General features: G+C 31.4%; 14 protein-coding genes and 1 other RNA gene. 9 read left to right on the forward strand and 6 right to left on the reverse strand.

The features are described 5' to 3' along the window. Window positions 1-174: 174 nt before the first annotated feature. Together H611_RS0112335 and H611_RS0112340 are read left to right on the forward strand one after the other, a co-directional pair. Window positions 175-564, forward strand: coding sequence for a DUF7670 domain-containing protein (locus H611_RS0112335; protein ID WP_027138667.1), 390 nt, complete (start codon window positions 175-177; stop codon window positions 562-564). A gap of 278 nt (window positions 565-842) precedes the next feature. Further along, complete coding sequence (locus tag H611_RS0112340) at window positions 843-1220, forward strand: hypothetical protein (RefSeq protein ID WP_027138668.1); 378 nt, start codon at window positions 843-845, stop codon at window positions 1218-1220. A gap of 89 nt (window positions 1221-1309) precedes the next feature. Here the strand turns inward: H611_RS0112340 and ssrA are convergent. Next, window positions 1310-1702: a transfer-messenger RNA gene (gene ssrA / locus H611_RS14695) on the reverse strand. A 252-nt stretch (window positions 1703-1954) separates the two neighbouring features. On the opposite strand from ssrA, the gene H611_RS0112345 reads away from it, so the two are divergent. After that, on the forward strand, window positions 1955-3163 hold the full coding sequence (locus tag H611_RS0112345; protein WP_027138669.1) for an NAD(P)-dependent oxidoreductase: 1209 nt from the start codon (window positions 1955-1957) through the stop codon (window positions 3161-3163). 163 nt (window positions 3164-3326) lie between these two features. Here H611_RS0112345 and kdsA read toward each other — a convergent pair whose 3' ends face one another. Both kdsA and H611_RS0112355 read right to left on the reverse strand, forming a co-directional pair. After that, window positions 3327-4145: a 3-deoxy-8-phosphooctulonate synthase gene (gene kdsA, locus H611_RS0112350; RefSeq protein ID WP_027138670.1), complete on the reverse strand. Its 819-nt coding sequence runs from the start codon at window positions 4143-4145 to the stop codon at window positions 3327-3329. Window positions 4146-4183: 38 nt separating this feature from the next. After that, on the reverse strand, window positions 4184-4534 hold the full coding sequence (locus H611_RS0112355; protein ID WP_027138671.1) for a hypothetical protein: 351 nt from the start codon (window positions 4532-4534) through the stop codon (window positions 4184-4186). Between the two features lie 183 nt (window positions 4535-4717). On the opposite strand from H611_RS0112355, the gene typA reads away from it, so the two are divergent. From typA to H611_RS0112380, 5 genes are all read left to right on the forward strand, one after another. Beyond that, window positions 4718-6517 carry a translational GTPase TypA gene (gene typA, locus H611_RS0112360; protein ID WP_027138672.1) on the forward strand — a complete coding sequence of 600 codons (1800 nt, stop codon included), beginning with the start codon at window positions 4718-4720 and terminating at the stop codon, window positions 6515-6517. 397 nt (window positions 6518-6914) lie between these two features. Further along, complete coding sequence (locus H611_RS0112365; protein WP_027138673.1) at window positions 6915-8216, forward strand: O-antigen translocase; 1302 nt, start codon at window positions 6915-6917, stop codon at window positions 8214-8216. Window positions 8217-8219: 3 nt separating this feature from the next. Continuing rightward, the gene (locus H611_RS0112370; protein ID WP_027138674.1) at window positions 8220-9503 is read left to right on the forward strand and encodes an O-antigen translocase; all 1284 of its coding nucleotides are present in this window, start codon (window positions 8220-8222) and stop codon (window positions 9501-9503) included. A gap of 62 nt (window positions 9504-9565) precedes the next feature. Beyond that, window positions 9566-11041 carry a sulfatase-like hydrolase/transferase gene (locus H611_RS0112375; protein WP_027138675.1) on the forward strand — a complete coding sequence of 492 codons (1476 nt, stop codon included), beginning with the start codon at window positions 9566-9568 and terminating at the stop codon, window positions 11039-11041. Between the two features lie 6 nt (window positions 11042-11047). Next, entirely contained in the window at window positions 11048-12127 is a 1080-nt protein-coding gene (locus tag H611_RS0112380) for a glycosyltransferase (RefSeq protein ID WP_027138676.1), read from the forward strand. On the opposite strand, the gene H611_RS14320 is transcribed toward H611_RS0112380, so the two are convergent. The 3 genes from H611_RS14320 to H611_RS0112395 are packed head-to-tail and all read right to left on the reverse strand — an operon-like array spanning window position 12091 to window position 14610. Next, a complete protein-coding gene (locus H611_RS14320) occupies window positions 12091-13014 on the reverse strand; it encodes a glycosyltransferase family 2 protein (RefSeq protein WP_035483834.1) in 924 nt (307 codons plus the stop codon). The two genes, H611_RS0112380 and H611_RS14320, sit on opposite strands and share 37 nt — an antisense overlap. 4 nt (window positions 13015-13018) lie before the next feature. Then, window positions 13019-13909 (reverse strand): glycosyltransferase family 2 protein, encoded by an 891-nt coding sequence (locus H611_RS0112390; RefSeq protein ID WP_027138677.1) that lies wholly within the window; start codon window positions 13907-13909, stop codon window positions 13019-13021. Between the two features lie 17 nt (window positions 13910-13926). Further along, window positions 13927-14610 (reverse strand): cell division ATP-binding protein FtsE, encoded by a 684-nt coding sequence (locus H611_RS0112395; protein ID WP_027138678.1) that lies wholly within the window; start codon window positions 14608-14610, stop codon window positions 13927-13929. Window positions 14611-14807: 197 nt separating this feature from the next. Here H611_RS0112395 and H611_RS0112400 point away from each other — a divergent pair, with 197 nt between their 5' ends. Beyond that, a complete protein-coding gene (locus H611_RS0112400) occupies window positions 14808-17831 on the forward strand; it encodes a tetratricopeptide repeat protein (protein WP_027138679.1) in 3024 nt (1007 codons plus the stop codon). Window positions 17832-17860: the final 29 nt, after the last annotated feature.

The raw sequence follows: 17860 nt of genomic DNA on the forward strand, positions 1-17860 counted from the left end.
TTTCCCGTCTAATTATTGAAGGTTAAAAGGAATGTGAATAGGGCAAGAGTGTTTAACGAAATACCACCACAGAACTATAAAACGCTCTAATTAGTCAATGTGTAGGGCAACTGATATTTATCATTGTTTATATGTAGTGATATAATTAAGTTCATTGGTTAAAAACATATAATCATGAAAAATTCTGTAAAAATATTTTATTGGACGCCTCGTATTATTTGTATTATAGCCATTTTATTTATAAGCTTGTTTGCTTTGGATGCATTTTCACTTGAACTTTCATTTTGGGCACAAATAAGTGGATTTTTAATGCATCTCATTCCTTCTTTTATTTTATTAGCCATACTCATTTTGGCTTGGAAAAAGGAATTTATTGGCGGTATACTATTTATGATAATTGGTTTAGGCTTAAGCCCTATTGTTTTTTCGCATAATTATAGAATGAACCATTCTATTTTTATGAGTCTTGGTATTATTCTAACAATTACAATTCCTTTTGTTATAGTTGGCGTCCTTTTCATTATCAGTCATTTTAAGCGAAAAAAAACAATAGACAATCAATAAATATAAATCATGTTTTATGGTTTAATCTAGAAATCAAAATGGAGTTATATAGGGTTATGAAAGAGATAGGTTTTTTGTTGAGGTTTATTATTGTCCTAAATCTAATAAAATTACTAAACTAAGGAGTTTTAAAACAGGGAAGCGTTTGGATAAATATTCTGAAGATTTTAGTAAGGGGTTTTAATTTTCTTGTCCTAATTAGTATATCCTGCATTTTCTTGGATATTTAAGCTTAGGACGTGATGTAAATTGTACTATAATGCTAAATACTTTTGATTATGAAAATTTTACATAAAACATCAGTGCAATTATTGTTTATTATAACAAGCTTAAGTTTTTTTTGTTGTGATTGGATAGGTTTGCCTAACAATTCGACTCCAGTTCAAGAAGAACCAAAATTCTGTGAAAAATTCTACGTCTATTTATTTGAGGATGAAAATTGTTCAGGAACAAAAGACACTATTAGAATAGAATATCTTCAATTTAAAATTTTACTATTAACATGGGAAAATAATGATACTTTAATAAATCCAGAACAATGTCTTAAGGTTGAAGTCAAAAAATATCCTGAAGATGTTTATGTTGAAGGGTACATGAACGGCACAAATAAATCAGAAGCAATTCAATGGCATCCTTACTCGCCTTGTGATGATTAATAATTCTTTGTCGATTTTAAGAATTATTGTCTATATGTTGGCTAGATAAAATTAAAAACCCTGTAAAACATATAGTTTACAGGGTTTTTTAGTGGAGTCGGAGAGAATCGAACTCTCGTCCAAACAAGTAACCAAAGGGCTTTCTACACGTTTATTCTTTTCTTGTTTTTTCGATTATAAGCTGGTTAAAGACAGCCTACTTATAACTTAGCTTTTAAATCTCGAAAGTGCATCAAAGCGCTACACTATCTTAGTTAATATTTACGATGCCTCTAAAAAGAACGCCACTAACCAAGGCTTTCTGGAGACATTTAGCTTGTACACCTTGTGTACCTAGGCAATCTTACTATAATTCAGATTAAGCAGCTAAAGCGTAGTTATTCTCGCCGTTTAAAGTTTGATTTAGCCTTTTACGTGTTTCAAAATCATTACACGACGTGCTTACCGTTCAATTAATCTCGCTGTCAAAACCAGTCGACCCCAATGATTAATGTAATAAAGTATGGCGTTACCCTATCGGGCCAGGCTTTCGCAATCACTCTTTGCAAGGAGCTTCAACAATTGCCTCAATTATGAAATATTCATGATTTCTTATATGCACAGTAGAAATCAATGAGTAATCCTTAACGCGAGCAGCAAAGTTATAAAAAGTTTGTATAACCATGCAATTCCTATTACATTAGTTCAAAATTTATACCAAGTTATTTGTTGTCAGTATTTAATAAGTCAATTTTATGAAATTTGCCATTATAAAAGAACGAAAAAATCCACCAGACCGTCGTGTTGTATTCTCGCCAGAACGTTTAAAAATGGCGAGCAATCAGTTTCCTGAAGCCTCTTTTGTGGTAGAATCGTCAGATATCAGGGTGTTTTCAGATGGGGAATATATCAGTTTAGGATTTAAGGTAACTAACGATGTATTAGATGCAGATGTTTTTATTGGAGTAAAGGAAGTGCCTGTTGAGGCATTGGTGCCAAATAAAAAATATTTTTTCTTTTCACATACTATTAAAAAACAACCTTACAATAGAAAATTACTTCAGGCTGTTTTAGATAAAAATATTGAATTATACGACCATGAAACCATTGTTGATGATAAAGGATTTCGATTAATAGGGTTTGGACGATATGCGGGTATTGTTGGAACTTATAATGGATTTCGTGCTTGGGGATTAAAAAATAACTCATGGGAACTTCCCAAGGCAGGTAATTTAAAAAATCAGGTAGCTTTAATAAATCATCTAAAAAAAATATCTGTACCCAATATAAAAATACTTTTAACAGGCAGTGGTAAAGTTTCAAATGGCGCTCAGGAAATGCTTGATGCGATGAAAATTAGACAAGTGTCTGTACACCAGTATTTGGATGAATCCTTTAGAGAACCCGTGTATTGTAAGATAGATGTATTAGATTATAATAAACGAATAGACGGTACGGAAATAGATGATGTGTTTGACTTTTTTAATCATCCCGAGAAGTATGAATCTAATTTTATGCGTTTCGCTAAGGTAACCGATTTTTATATTGCAGGACATTTTTACGGTGATGGTGCACCTTACCTTTACACTAGAGAAGATGTGAAATCAACGGATTTTAAAATTAAGGTTGTAGCCGACATCAGTTGTGATATCGATGGACCGGTAGCCACTACGTTACGAGCTTCAACCATTGCCGAGCCTATTTATGGTTATAATCCAGAAACAGAATCCGAAGTCGATTATAAAACAGAAGGGGCTATTGCGGTTATGGCAGTCGATAATTTACCATGTGAACTTCCTCAGGATGCGAGTGAAGGCTTTGGCGAGATGTTTTTAAAATATGTTATCCCCGCTTTTTTTAATAACGATAAAGATGGTATTTTAGAACGAGCCAAAATCACAGAAAACGGGAAGCTAACAGGTCGTTTTGCTTATCTTCAAGATTATGTTGATGGTGTTAACTAATTTTGTTGTTGTTTAATAAGAGGTAAATTTTATTCTATATTAAAAACCACTCTAACATAGCATCTAAAGGACTATGTTAGGGTGGTTTAAGTTTTTGATTTTATATCTTATTTGTACCTTATCTTTTTAATTTCGATTTGGTGATTTTTTATTCTATTGAATTTTATAGACTATTCACCGTTTTTCTTATAGCAACTAAATTGGTAAGAAGTTTTTCTAAGTTGTCTAAATGCAGCATGTTAGCACCATCACTTTTAGCATTGGCAGGATCGAAATGTGTTTCAATAAATAAACCATCTACATTATTTACTACGCCAGCTCTGGCAATAGTTTCTATCATATCGGGTCTTCCTCCTGTTACACCGTGACTTTGATTTGGTTGTTGTAGTGAGTGTGTAACGTCTAAAACCGTTGGAGCATATTGTCTCATGGTTGGAATACCTCTGAAATCAACAATCATATCTTGATAACCGAACATGGTACCGCGGTCGGTTATCCACGCCTTTTCGTTACCTGAATCCTTAACCTTTTGTACGGCATGTTTCATGGCTTCCGGACTCATAAATTGTCCTTTTTTCAGGTTTACTACTTTACCCGTTTGGGCTGCGGCCACTACTAAATCGGTTTGACGTACTAAAAAAGCAGGTATTTGTAATACATCTACGTATTGTGCGGTAAAAGCAGCATCGGAAACTTCATGGATATCTGTAACCGTTGGCACATCAAATGTCTCAGAAACTTTTTTTAATATTTCTAATGCTTTTTCATCTCCAATGCCTGTAAAGCTATCAACACGACTGCGGTTTGCTTTCTTAAAGCTTCCTTTAAATACATAAGGGATTTCAAGCTTATTAGTAATAGTAACTACTTTTTCGGCAATTCGCAATGCCATATCTTCACCTTCAATAGCACATGGGCCACATAAAAGGAAAAAATTATTAGATTTAGAATGTTTTATTTTAGGTATATCTTGAAGATTCATTCGCTTAAAATTTCAATTTCAAGCTGCAAATATACATATTAAAAGCTTCGTTTCAGACTATTTCTTATAATCCATAAAGCCATTAATAAATTAATAATAACAATAAGTCCTCCAACAAATGTAGAGTTAGAAGTGATTGGAACTAATCGAAATAAATCGAGTAAATAGGCTAATAGTAAGTATGACGAAAGACAAACAAAAGTTATTCCCAGCGTGAAGTTAAGTTTTTTAGTAGGTTTTATAATTTGCCATAAAAAAGGAATACCAAATAATAAAATCGGGTAAGCGGTAATTCCTCGAGTTTTGTTAACAGCTGTGAACACATAAGCCGTAGCTGCAATAAAATATAAATAAGGAATGTATTTAGAATATTTGTTTAATAGTTTCATTTTACTTGAGGGTATTATAATAGCAATAATTGAAAAAGTTAGTAAAAAGTGTTGTCTTTTTAATTGTTAATCAATGCGTTATCAAAATTAAAGATTAATTTTCAGTAAGAAATATTTATAACAATTAATTAACTATATATGAAAATATGCCGTACATTTGCACGCTTAAAATAAGGCACAATTATGGCTACAATTAAAAATATCGCAATTATTGCACACGTAGATCACGGTAAAACTACCTTGGTTGATAAAATTATGTATCACTGCCAGTTATTCAGAGAAAATGAAAATACTGGAGATTTAATTTTAGATAATAACGATTTAGAACGAGAAAGAGGTATTACTATTACTTCTAAGAATGTTTCTGTGGTATATAAAGACACTAAAATTAATATTATCGATACTCCTGGTCACGCCGATTTTGGTGGTGAAGTAGAGCGTGTTCTTAATATGGCCGATGGTGTGCTTTTACTTGTTGATGCTTTTGAAGGCCCCATGCCTCAAACGCGCTTTGTTCTTCAGAAAGCAATTGATTTGGGATTAAAACCTTGTGTAGTAATTAATAAAGTTGATAAAGAAAACTGTACACCAGATGAAGTGCATGAAAAAGTATTCGATTTAATGTTCGAATTGGGAGCGCAGGAATGGCAGTTAGATTTTCCAACAGTTTATGGTTCGGCGAAAAATAATTGGATGAGTGATGATTGGAAAAACCAAACAGAAAATATTGAGCCTTTATTAGATATGGTTATTGAGCATATTCCTGAGCCAAAAATTGAAGAAGGAAGCACTCAAATGCTAATCACCTCTTTAGATTTCTCATCATTTACAGGAAGAATTGCGATTGGACGTTTAACTCGTGGTAGTTTAAAAGTTGGTCAGAACATTTCTTTAGTGAAAAGAGATGGTTCTATAGTTAAGTCTAGAATTAAGGAACTACACACTTTTGAAGGTTTAGGACGTAAAAAAGTTGAAGAAGTTCAGACAGGAGATATTTGTGCCATTGTAGGTTTAGAAGGTTTTGAAATTGGGGATACCGTTGCCGATTTTGAAAACCCGGAAGGATTAAAAACCATTGCTATTGATGAGCCTACCATGAGTATGTTGTTTACAATTAACGATTCACCATTTTTTGGTAAAGATGGTAAATTTGTAACATCACGACATATTAAAGAACGCCTAACCAAGGAATTAGAGAAGAATTTAGCATTAAGAGTTGAAGAAACAGACAGTGCCGATAAATTTATGGTTTTTGGTCGTGGTGTACTTCACTTGTCGGTATTAATTGAAACGATGCGTCGAGAAGGTTATGAACTTCAAATTGGTCAACCTCAAGTTATCATAAAAGAAATTGATGGCGTAAAATGTGAGCCAGTTGAAGAGATGACCATCGATTTACCAGAAGAAGTATCAGGTAAAGCTATCGAAATGGTAACACTGCGTAAAGGTGAAATGCTAAGCATGGAAGCTAAAGGTGATCGTATGGTTTGTGAATTCATTATCCCTTCCCGTGGTATTATCGGTTTGAGAAATCAACTGTTAACAGCTACAGCAGGTGAAGCGATTATGGCTCATAGATTTAAAGAATATCAACCATTAAAAGGAGGTATTCCTGAACGTCAGAACGGAAGTTTAGTGTCCATGGAAAAAGGGCAGGCCATTCCTTATTCTATCGATAAATTACAGGAACGTGGTAAGTTCTTTATTGATCCGGGTGAAGATATTTACGAAGGTCAGGTAATTGGAGAAAACTCTCGTGGCGATGATATGACGGTAAACGTAACAAAAACTAAGAAATTAAGTAACGTACGTTCTTCAGGTGCCGATGATAAGGCTAAGATTGTTCCGGCAATAAAATTCTCTTTAGAAGAAGCCTTAGAATATATTCAAAAAGATGAATATGTTGAAGTGACACCTAACCACTTACGTATTAGAAAAATATTTTTAACGGAGGTTGAAAGAAAACGTAATAAATCTATATAAAAAATGGAGTATTTCGGGATTCTATTAGTGGAATGGGTAGGTTATGCTGCCATGGCAACTTTATTATTGTCTTTTACATTTAAGTCTGTTACAAAATTACGAATAGTAAACTCCCTAGGGTGTTTACTATTCGTGCTTTATGGCTTTATGCTAGAGCCCATTGCGAAGCCAATAATTATTACAAATGGCGCGATTTTCTTCGTGAATTTATACTACCTACTTAAAAAGTAGTAGATTTTAAAAAGTTATCTTTTAAAATTGAAATTATTATCATTCGTGGAATGATTTCGTATATTTGGTTGCGATATGATTTTGAACGTTAAAAAATAAGAATGATTTTATCATTTTCAGTTTCTAACAAACAACCAAATCTAATACCTGTTAATTTCAATCTTGCTTGAAAAGATTAATAAATTACATAAATAATCACGTTTTAGTAAAAATTACTTCCTTACAAACTGCGGCAGTTGTAACGAGGATTATTGCAGGTATACTTACTTCTAAAGCTATTGCCGTTTTTATTGGTCCTGTAGGTTTGGCTTTAATCGGAAATTTAAAAAATTTCGTAAGTGCCTTTCAAAGTATTTCTATTTTAGGGCTCTATAACGGACTTGTAAAATATATCTCAGATTTTAAGGAGGATGTAGATAATTTAAGTAAGGTTATTTCAACAGCATTTTATGCGGGTTTTGTTTCAACTATATTGGTTTCGCTACTATGCTATTTTAATGCCGAATTAATAAACGATTTAATATTTCCTACTTATAATAATTTTGCATTTGTAATTAAGGTATTCGCTATTGTGTTGCCTTTTTATGCATTGAATATGTTCATTTTTTCAATAATGAATGGATTCTCCAAGTATAAAATTTTAATTATAATAAATATTATTGGACAGATATTAAGCATGTCTATAGCATTGATATTGATTTATCAAAGTAAGATTAACGGCGCATTAATATCGGTAGTTATTGCCGAATCTTTAATATTTTTAATAACCCTTGTTGGTATTCTTAACCGACGCTCATTAGCTTCATTAATAAAAGTAGGTAGTATAAGTTTGGAGGTATTTAATAAAATGAGCTTGTATTCGTTAATGTCTCTTTTTACAGCCGTTTTAATGCCGTTAATTGCAATTGTTATAAGAATGTATATCATTGAAAATATAGGTTATAAAGATGCAGGTTTTTGGGAGGCCATAACGCGTGTTTCTAAATATTATTTAATGCTCGTAACTTCTCTTATGGCATTGTATATTTTACCAAGGTTTTCGGAAATCGAGGATGTTAAGGAGTTTAGAAAAGAGGTTTTTGGGTTTTATAAAACGATCATCCCATTTTTGGTTATAGGGTTGTTGACAATTTACTTTTTACGTGGACTCATTGTGACTATAATCTTTACCGAAGAATTTAAGCCAGTAGAAGATTTATTTATTTGGCAGTTACTTGGTGATTTTGTTAAAGTCTTATCTACAGTAATTGCTTATCAGTTTCTAGCAAAGAAAATGTTTTGGCATTATATCTTAACTGAAGCATTTTTACTTATCACCCTATATTCAACAAGTATTTATTTTATAAATTTATTTGATGGTGTAATTGGGGCTGTAGTGGCACATTTTGTTAGTTATGTGATGTACTATGGCATTATTTTGCTTATGTTTGGAAGTTCGTTGTTTGGGGTAGAGAATGATAAAAATTAAGCGTTGTTAAAAAGAATTTTAAATAATGAACTCTATAGAACTATATCTTATAATGGTATTGTTATTGGGTTTAAGGTAATTTCTTCGTTTATAGTTTCAAAAGTAACAGCAATTTATTTAGGACCATCTGGTTATGCTTTAGTAGGAAACTTCAAAAATGTATTGCAAGGTTTTTTGGGTATAACATCAACGGGATTTCAAAGCGGTGTGATTAAATACATAGCAGAGAGTAAGGAAGATAAAAAAAAGTTAAATGCTATTGTCACAAATGTATTTTCATTAAACTTTATTATTTGTTCTTTTTTTGCCATTCCTTTATTTTTCTTATCAGAAAACTTGGCAGTTTATATTCTTAAAGATTCGAATTTCGCATATGTTTTTAAGTATTTAGCGATTTTATCACCGTTAATTTCTTTTAGTTTTTTGGTGGTATATGTCTTTAATGGTATGCAGAAATATAAATTGTATGCCATTCTGGTAAGCATTTCCCATATAATAAATGCTCTCTTGACTTTTATATTCATATACATTTATGATTTAAAAGGCGCATTGTTGGCAAGTTTGTTAATTCCGGCTTTTAGTTTTATCACGGCCTTGGTATTTAGAGATGTTAGAAAATTGCTTTTTGAAGCACTAAAACACCTACATGAAATTTCGTTTAAGTTTTTCAAAAGTATTTCTACATATCTTTTAATGGCAACGTATTCTTCAATTTTAATTAGTTTATGCTATTTGTTAATAAGAAATGCTATAATTGATACCATTGACGTCAAGCGAGCGGGCTTTTGGGAGGCTTTGAATAAAATATCAATGTTTTATATGATGTTTTTTTCTTCGCTGTTTACTTTGTATTTATTGCCAAAACTAGCAGAGAATAAAACTATTCGAGGTTATAATGGTCTAATGAAAAGTTATTTTAAATCACTTATTCCTCTGATAATAGTTTCGTTTGTAGCGCTATATTTTTTAAGATTTGTAATTATTAAAGTATTTTTAACAGATGAATTTCTTGAAGTAAGTCAGTATTTTTATTTGCAGTTATTGGGTGATTCTATAAAGATTATAGCTTTTTCTTTTGCGTATCAGTTTCATGCAAAAAAAATGGTTTTACCATATTTCGTTACAGATACTGTATTGTATGGTTCGTTTTATTTTTTAAGCATCTATTTTTTAACGAACTACAACTTAAACGGAATCTTTTATGCATATTTAACCAGTGTGTTTTTGTATTTGGCAGCCGTATGTACATTTGTTTTTACTAACCAAAAAAAATATTTAAAGCATTGAAATCCCAGCTGTATAAAAGTCTTGTATTTTTACTTCTTCCGCTATTATTAAAGTATTTGTTCTTGGCACTTTTTGTTGATTGGAGTGTGGTAGAAATAGGTGATCTTTGTGAAGATTTTTTGTTTTTTATGTCATTGGTATTGTTGCAGATCAGCAATATATTAAAAAGCCGTTTTTTTACAAATGCCTTGTGTTTTTTATATGTTTTTTATATTGCTTTAGAGACGACATCGTACATAGCAATTTCTACAAACTTCACATCATCTTACATGTTCTTGTTAATAGAGTCCAATCAACGTGAGCTTAGTGAATTTGTGTCTTCATATATTAATTTCAAAATAATTTTGTTTTTAATATTAATGGGGATTTCATTTTTAATAATCAAAAAAATAAAATTTGAAAACAAAAATTTCGTAAAACAAGGCTTGGGTATATTCATTTTTTTGGGAATTATTGCTGCATTGAAATTTACGGGGTTAATAGAAAAAAACGCATATTATAATACAGTTCGAGGAGTTTATGGATATTTTGATTTGCAAAACAGCGTCAATTTCAATTCTAAGCTATCCAAAGAAGATATAAAAGTAAGCTCAAATAACGAAGTTTTGGTTTTTGTTTTGGGCGAATCGACCACAAGACGACATATGCAGTTGTATGGTTATTCCAGAGAAACCACACCGTTATTAAATAGTATTGAAGATCGACTATTTGTTTATGATAATGTAATTTCAACAGATGTATTTACACTGAAAGTAGTACCTAAAATGATTACGTCTTTAGATGAAACTAATACAAGAACTACGGTTACAAGTTTGGTACAGGTTTTTAATAATGCTGGCTTTAAAACATTTTGGCTTGCTAACCAAAGACCAATTAGTTATCACGATAATGCAATAAATAAAATAGCATCATATTGTTATGACCATAAATTTTATAACTATAAAGATGATGTGTATACTAATATTTTAGATGAGGTCGTATTATCAGATTACAGTGAAATTTTAAAAGAACCAGGTAAGAAGGTTATTTTTATTAAATTGTTGGGCACACATTTTAATTATTCAAAAAGATATCCAAAATCATTTGCCAAGTTCTTAAGTGATGAAAAGTCCAATAAGGAAGATAAATTAACAAACCAATATGATAATGCCGTTCTATATAACGATTTTATTGTCTATACATTAATTAAAGAACTTGAAAATACAAATACAAAGAGTACCTTGTTATATTTATCCGATCATGGCGAAAATGTTTATCACGAGGGTACGGATTTTTTTGGACGTAATGAACAAAGGTTAACGAAGAGTATGTTCGAAATACCATTTTTCGTTTGGACATCTAAAACTTTTGATTTTCCTGAAGCTTTTCAGTATCAGCGCAAAAGAGCTTTTATGACAGACCATATATATGAAAGTGTTTCTCATTTATTGGGGGTTAAGCATAAAGACATGGATTTTACTAGAAGTATTTTTAGCAAAAATTTCAAGAAAAGGAAGCGAATTATTGTAAATGGAATTGACTTTGATAATAGTTTTTAAGCGTATATGAGTAAAAAAATATGCTTGCTTTTAGGGAGTTTGAGTTCTGGTGGGGCTGAGAAAGTTGCGGCCAACATGTCTATTTCTTTAAAAAAGAGAGGTTGCGAAATACACGTTGTGTCGATGAGGGATGAAATTGATTATAAATTTGAAGGCCAGCTTTATAATTTTGGAAAAGTAAAAACAAAATATGGAAAGCTGCGCGCTTTCTTTAAGTTTAAAAAGTACTTTAAAGATAATCAGTTTGACTTTATAATTGACCACCGAACACGGTCAAATTTTTTCAAAGAATTGTTGTTTTCTAAACTTGTTTTCCAGCACAGTAAGGTTATTTATTGTGTGCACAGCTATCATTTAGAATATTATTTTTCGTTTTTAAGTTTACCTTGGTTATCACGTTTACCACATGTAAAAAGCAGTTTTTTTGTTGCTGTATGCAATGCAATAAATGATAAACTGCAAGAACTGCTCAATATAAAAAGCACAACTATTTATAATTTTGTGAAGTTTGATGGACTATTGGCTGATTCTGCCACTGATAGTAATAATCTTGGAAATTATATTATTGGAGTTGGCAGGTTTAACAAGATAAAACAGTTTGACAAACTTATAAAGGCTTATAGTAACTCAAAATTAATTGAAGAAAATGTTAAACTAGTTTTGCTGGGTGACGGTCCTGAAAAAGTGAATTTACAGCGGTTAATAGCTAAATTAAAATTAGAGCCATATATTAAGTTATTTGCTTTTAGAAAAAAACCAATGGCCTTGATAAACAAAGCCAAAGCATTGGTTTTATCAAGTAAGGAAGAAGGCTTTCCCATGGTTTTACTTGAAGCTTTGACCCTAAAAACGCCTGTGATAGCTTTTAATTGCAAAAGTGGCCCTAATGAAATTATTGAGCACGGTATTAATGGATTATTGGTTGAAGATCAAAATGAAGACGAATTGAGTTTGGCATTAAATAAATTGCTTCTAGATGAAAAACTCTATGCAGAAATCAAAGAAAATTTAAACAAAGGAATCGAAAAATTTTCCGAAGAAAAAGTAATTCAAAAATGGATAAACTTTTTTGAAAGTGAGATGTAAGTTGATTTTAAAATATAGAACAAGTTAGTAGGCAAATAATATTTAAATTTTTGTAGAAACGATAAATTAGATGTGTCTATCTTGTTTTTATAAAAAACAACTAGTTTGTGGTTTTTCTCCATTTTGTACAGTACAACTAATTTATAGTGTACAAAGTCTATATACTTTGCTAAATCTTTGTTCTTGTTGTTCTTTAGATACAATCCATAATCGGGTATAATTCGGTTGCTACTTTTGTTAGGAGAAGTTAGTTGACCGCTAGTGCCTTTTCTATAATAAGCTTTGGGAATGCCATAAAATACCAAGTCCTTTTTTTTAAAGCATCTAATATTAAAATCTTCTTCTTCACCAAAGTTTATATTTGTTTTAAAATAACCAATTTCATCAAATATTTGTTTCTTTATAACCACAGAGCTAAAACCAAACAGGTTTTTTTTAAATTTAAAATAATTGGATATTAAGTTTACAGCCCCTTCCTTATAGGGGCTTGGTTTTAAGTTTAAAGATTTATCGTTAAAAAAAATTTTAGTAGTACAAGAGAAAACACCATAATTTTTGTTTTTGCAAATAAGTAGTTGCATTGTTTCAAGAAAATCATAAGCCCATAAATCATCAGCATCTAAAAAAGCAATGTAACGTGCTTTTGCTTGTTTAATGCCAACGTTTCTGGCTGAGGATAAACCCGTGTTTTTCTGTTGTAGGATTGTTATTCTTTTATCATTAAATGAATTAAGTGATTTCAAACTGCCATCTGTTGAGCCATCATTAACAATAATAATCTCAAAATCCTGAAACGTTTGTCTTAATACGCTTTTAAGTGTAGCTTCAATGTACTTTTCCTTATTGTAAAGAGGGATAACTACAGAGAAAAAAGGATTTGTAGTCATAACTTTAAGAAGCTAAATCTTTATAACATATGTATGAAAGTTTATACACTTGTAAGAGTTGAATGTTAGGGTTTGGACTAAGTAGATTATGTTTCATCGGGTCTTTAAAAACTTTGTGAAAATAGTTCATAAAATAGTGTAGTTTCGCTTTTTTAAAAATTAAAAACATTCCTAATAATTTATTATCATGTACAGACATTTTATTTTGATTGTAAGCCCAAAGCAAAGTGTTTATGCATTCTTCAGACTTATTTAAATAGGTTAAACTACTTTCTAGTCCATGATGGTATACTTCATTATTTAGGTGAAAAACCTTAATGTTATATTGTTTTAAAAGTGAAGCGAAGTAATTGTCTAAACCATAGCTTTTTCTATTTATTAGAGAATTAATTTTTATAAATATTTCTTTTGAAATTAAAAAATTAGCCGAAATTATTAATTGGTGAGGTTTTAAATTTCTTTTTTTGGCATCTACTTCCTCATACTTTTTTCCGTATTTCCATCTTAAAATAGAATCGTTTTCAGGTGTTTCTTTTTCATAAGCAAAACCACCAAAAATAGCTTCATAACTAGCATTAATTTTTTTAAAGTAATTTTGAATAAATTGAGCCGATTTAGGCATAACATCAGCATCTAAAAACAATAACCATTCATGTTTTGCAGATTTGGCAAGCATGTTTCTGATGGCACTTCTACCAATATTTTTATCTAGTTCTTTAAAATAGGTGTTTTCTAATTTATTAATTTCGTTATTTTTTTTATTTACATCAGAATTAGAGCCGTCATCAAAACAGATAATTTCAAATTCAATATTAAGCTTAGTACATTGCGAATGTATTTCTTTAACTAAGGCAGAGATGTTGTAGTTGTATGTTGGGATTAGTATAGAAAGCACCTTTAAGAGTTTATAATTTAATTCTTCCGCTGCACGACCTCAAATATTTGACCTTCATCACACTTAAGTGTTTTACTTGGGTATTTTAAAAGTAAAGCATAATCGTGCGTTGCCATTAAAATAGTGTTGCCATTTTTATTAATATCTTGTAGTACTTCCATGACTTCAACGCTTGTTTGTGGGTCTAAATTGCCCGTAGGTTCATCGGCGAGTATTAATTCTGGGTTATTTAGAAGGGCACGTGCAATAGCAATGCGCTGTTGTTCACCTCCTGAAAGTTCATGTGGGAATTTAAAACCTTTAGTTTTCATACCTACTTTATTAAGAACTTCTTCTACGCGTGTATTCATTTCCGATTTATCTTTCCAACCGGTAGCTTTTAAAACAAATAGGAGGTTTTCGTTAATAGTTCTGTCAGTTAATAGTTTAAAATCCTGGAAAACCACACCTAATTTTCGACGTAAAAAAGGAATATCTTTCTCTTTTAGTTGTTTTAAATCATAATCTACAATATTTCCTTCTCCTTTGGTGAGCGGTAAATCACCGTATAGGGTTTTCATAAAACTACTTTTTCCTGTACCAGTTTTACCAATTAAATACACAAATTCCCCTTTGTTAATTTCAATATTTATATCAGATAATACTAAATTATCACCTTGAAAAATAGAAGCGTCTTTAAGAAATAAAATAGGCTTAGACATAAGATTATGTTCAATTTTTTAATTGTTGTAAATGTATTATTATTTAATGGAAAATTAAAAGAATAAACCAATATGTAATAATGATACGGTGTGCTTAATATAAACTTTTAATAAGTCGGTTTATAATTCTAGCATGATTGTTGCGTTATAAGTTTGATATTAAATTATCTTTGGTTTAAATTAAAAACAAATCCTTAATGACTATAAAAAACGGTTTCGCATTTTTAGCATTTATTAGTTTTAATATTCATATTTTGGCCCAGCAATCGGCTATTTACACGAATAGTTCAGTCAAATACTTAAAGGCCATTACCTTATTTAATAATCAGCAGTATTTGGCAGCACAATCTTTATTTTCAGAAGTAAAATCTGATACTGACGATATGAGTTTAGAATCAGACTGTAGTTATTATATCGCCAACTGTGCTGTGCGATTAAATCAGCAAAATGCCGATAATTTGGTTGAAGATTTTGTAGAGAATTATCCAACAAGTCCTAAGCGTAATACCGCTTTTGTAGATGTGGCAGATTATTATTTTGCGAATGGAAAGTATGCTTATGCCAGAAAGTGGTACGATAAGGTAGATGTTTACAGTTTAGATAGAAAAGAAAAATCTAAGTATTATTTTAATAATGGTTATGCCGCCTTTACTGTAAAACAGTACAAGGATGCCAAAAAATATTTGTCTCGTGTTGAACATTCTAAAGAATATGGATATCAGGCCAAGTATTATATCGGATATATGGCTTATGAAGGCGACGACTATAATGAAGCGAATCAATATTTCGATCAGGTAAGCGATCAGGAACGTTACAAGGAAAAACTGTCGTATTATCAAGCTGATTTAAATTTTAAACTTGGAAATTTTGAAAAGGCCATTGACTTAGCCAAAGCGCGTTTAAAAGAAGGTGATAGGACCGAAGTTTCTGAATTATCCAAAATAATTGGTGAAAGTTATTTCAATTTAGAGCAATATCCTGAAGCTATTCCATATTTAAAAGCTTATAAAGGCAAAAAAGGGAAATGGAATAATACCGATTATTATCAGTTAGGTTATGCTTATTATAAGCAACAGGAGTATTATAGGGCTATTTCAGAATTTAATAAGATTATCGATGGGAAGAATAGCATTGCTCAAAATGCTTATTACCATTTGGGGGAGAGCTATATTGAGCTAGATAAAAAACAGGAAGCTTTAAATGCCTTTAGGAATGCTTCAGAAATGGATTTCGATTTAAAAATACAGGAGGATGCCTGGTTAAACTATGCAAAGATTAGTTACGAGATTGGAAATCCTTATCAACCAGCTCTGCAAGTGCTTGCTGCCTATCTCGACAAATATCCAAAAAGTGTAAATAAGAGTGAGGTAGAAATGTTGTTAATAGATTCCTATATAACCTCCAAAAACTACAAAGAAGCCTTAGAGATATTAAAGGGTAAAAATAGTTTTGAAAATAAAGTTGCTTACCAAAAGGTGGCTTTCTATCGCGGACTCGAATTATATAATGAAGCGAACTTTTTAGAAGCTAATAATTTGTTTGATGCATCTTTAAAGGAGCCCCGTGATGATAAATTTACAGCCAGAGCAACCTTTTGGAAGGCCGAAACTAATTATAATCTCACCAATTATGATGACGCCCTTATAGGGTTTAAACAGTTTAAACAGCAATTAGTGGCAACACAAACTCCTGAATTTGAAAATATAGATTACCATATTGCCTATACTTATTTTAAATTGAAAAATTATGAAAAGGCTGCGCAGCATTTCGATATTTATTTAGTGACAAATAGAACCGATGAAGTAAGAAAAAATGATGCTTATTTAAGAATGGGGGATGCCTATTTCGTGTCAAGTAACTATAGTAAGGCTATTGAAGCTTACAATCATGCTATAGACTTAAATGCTATAGAATCGGATTATGCCTTTTTTCAAAAAGCCTTAAGTGCTGGCTATATTGGAGAAGATTCGAAGAAAATAAGTGAATTGGAAAGCTTTATTAGTAAGTACAAGGATTCTAAATTACGTGATGATGCGATGTATGAATTGGGGAATACCTACGTTAAGATGAATCATACCGAGAAAGCAATGCGTATTTATGATCGATTGAATTCAGATTATAAAATGAGTTCATTCGTGCCAAAAGCTTTATTACGTCAGGGCTTAGTGTATTATAATGCAAGTCAGAACGAACAGGCGCTTACAAAATTCAAAAAAGTAGCAAACGATTTTGAAAATACGCCGGAAGCGGTACAGGCTGTGTCTACAGCCCGACTCATTTATATCGATTTAGGTCGTGTTAATGATTATGCTAACTGGGTGAAAACCTTAAGTTATGTCGATGTTACCGATGCCGATTTAGATAATGCTACATATGAAGCCGCGGAAAAGCAATATTTAGATAATAATACAAATAAGGCTATCACACAGTTTAATACCTATTTAAATGAGTTCCCTAAGGGCTTACACGCTTTGCAAAGTCATTTTTATCTGGCTCAGTTGTATTATAAAAAGGGACTATCGGAGAATGCAGCGCCACATTATCAGTATGTGGTAGATGCTTCCAGAAGTGAATTTAGCGAAGAAGCGCTTTCCCGATTATCACAATTTTATTTAGAAAGTAAATCCTGGGAGCGGGCAATACCTCTATTAATTAGATTGGAAAACGAATCGAAAGCACCGCAAAATGTGGTGTTCGCACAATCCAATTTAATGAAAGCATATTATCAATTAGAACAGTTTAGCGAGTCTGTTGTTTATGCCGAAAAAGTATTGGTAAGTCCTAAAATTGATAATAAAATAAAAGGCGATGCTCATATTATTATAGCTAGGTCTGCTATGAAAACAGGTGATGAAGTTAAAGCAAAGGCAGCCTATGCCGATGTTGAAACTGTAGCAACTGGCGAAACGGCCGCGGAAGCATTATATTTTAATGCATACTTTAAACATAAAGAGGCGGAATACGAAGCCTCTAATGAAACAGTGCAGAAGTTGGCAAAAGATTTTTCAGGGTATAAATATTATAGTGCTAAAGGTTTAGTTCTTATGGCTAAGAACTTTTATGCCTTACAAGATGCTTTTCAGGCTACCTATATTTTAGAAAGCGTTATTGAGAATTTTTCAGATTTTAAAGATGTTATTACCGAAGCTAAAGAAGAGTTAAGTAAGATTAAAGCTGAAGAATCTAAAACGAATGCATCTATTCAAACGGAAGAAAATTAGTAGTCAGTCAAATTAATCATTATTAAAAG

Source organism: Gaetbulibacter saemankumensis DSM 17032, from assembly GCF_000425645.1.
Lineage (GTDB): Bacteria > Bacteroidota > Bacteroidia > Flavobacteriales > Flavobacteriaceae > Gaetbulibacter > Gaetbulibacter saemankumensis.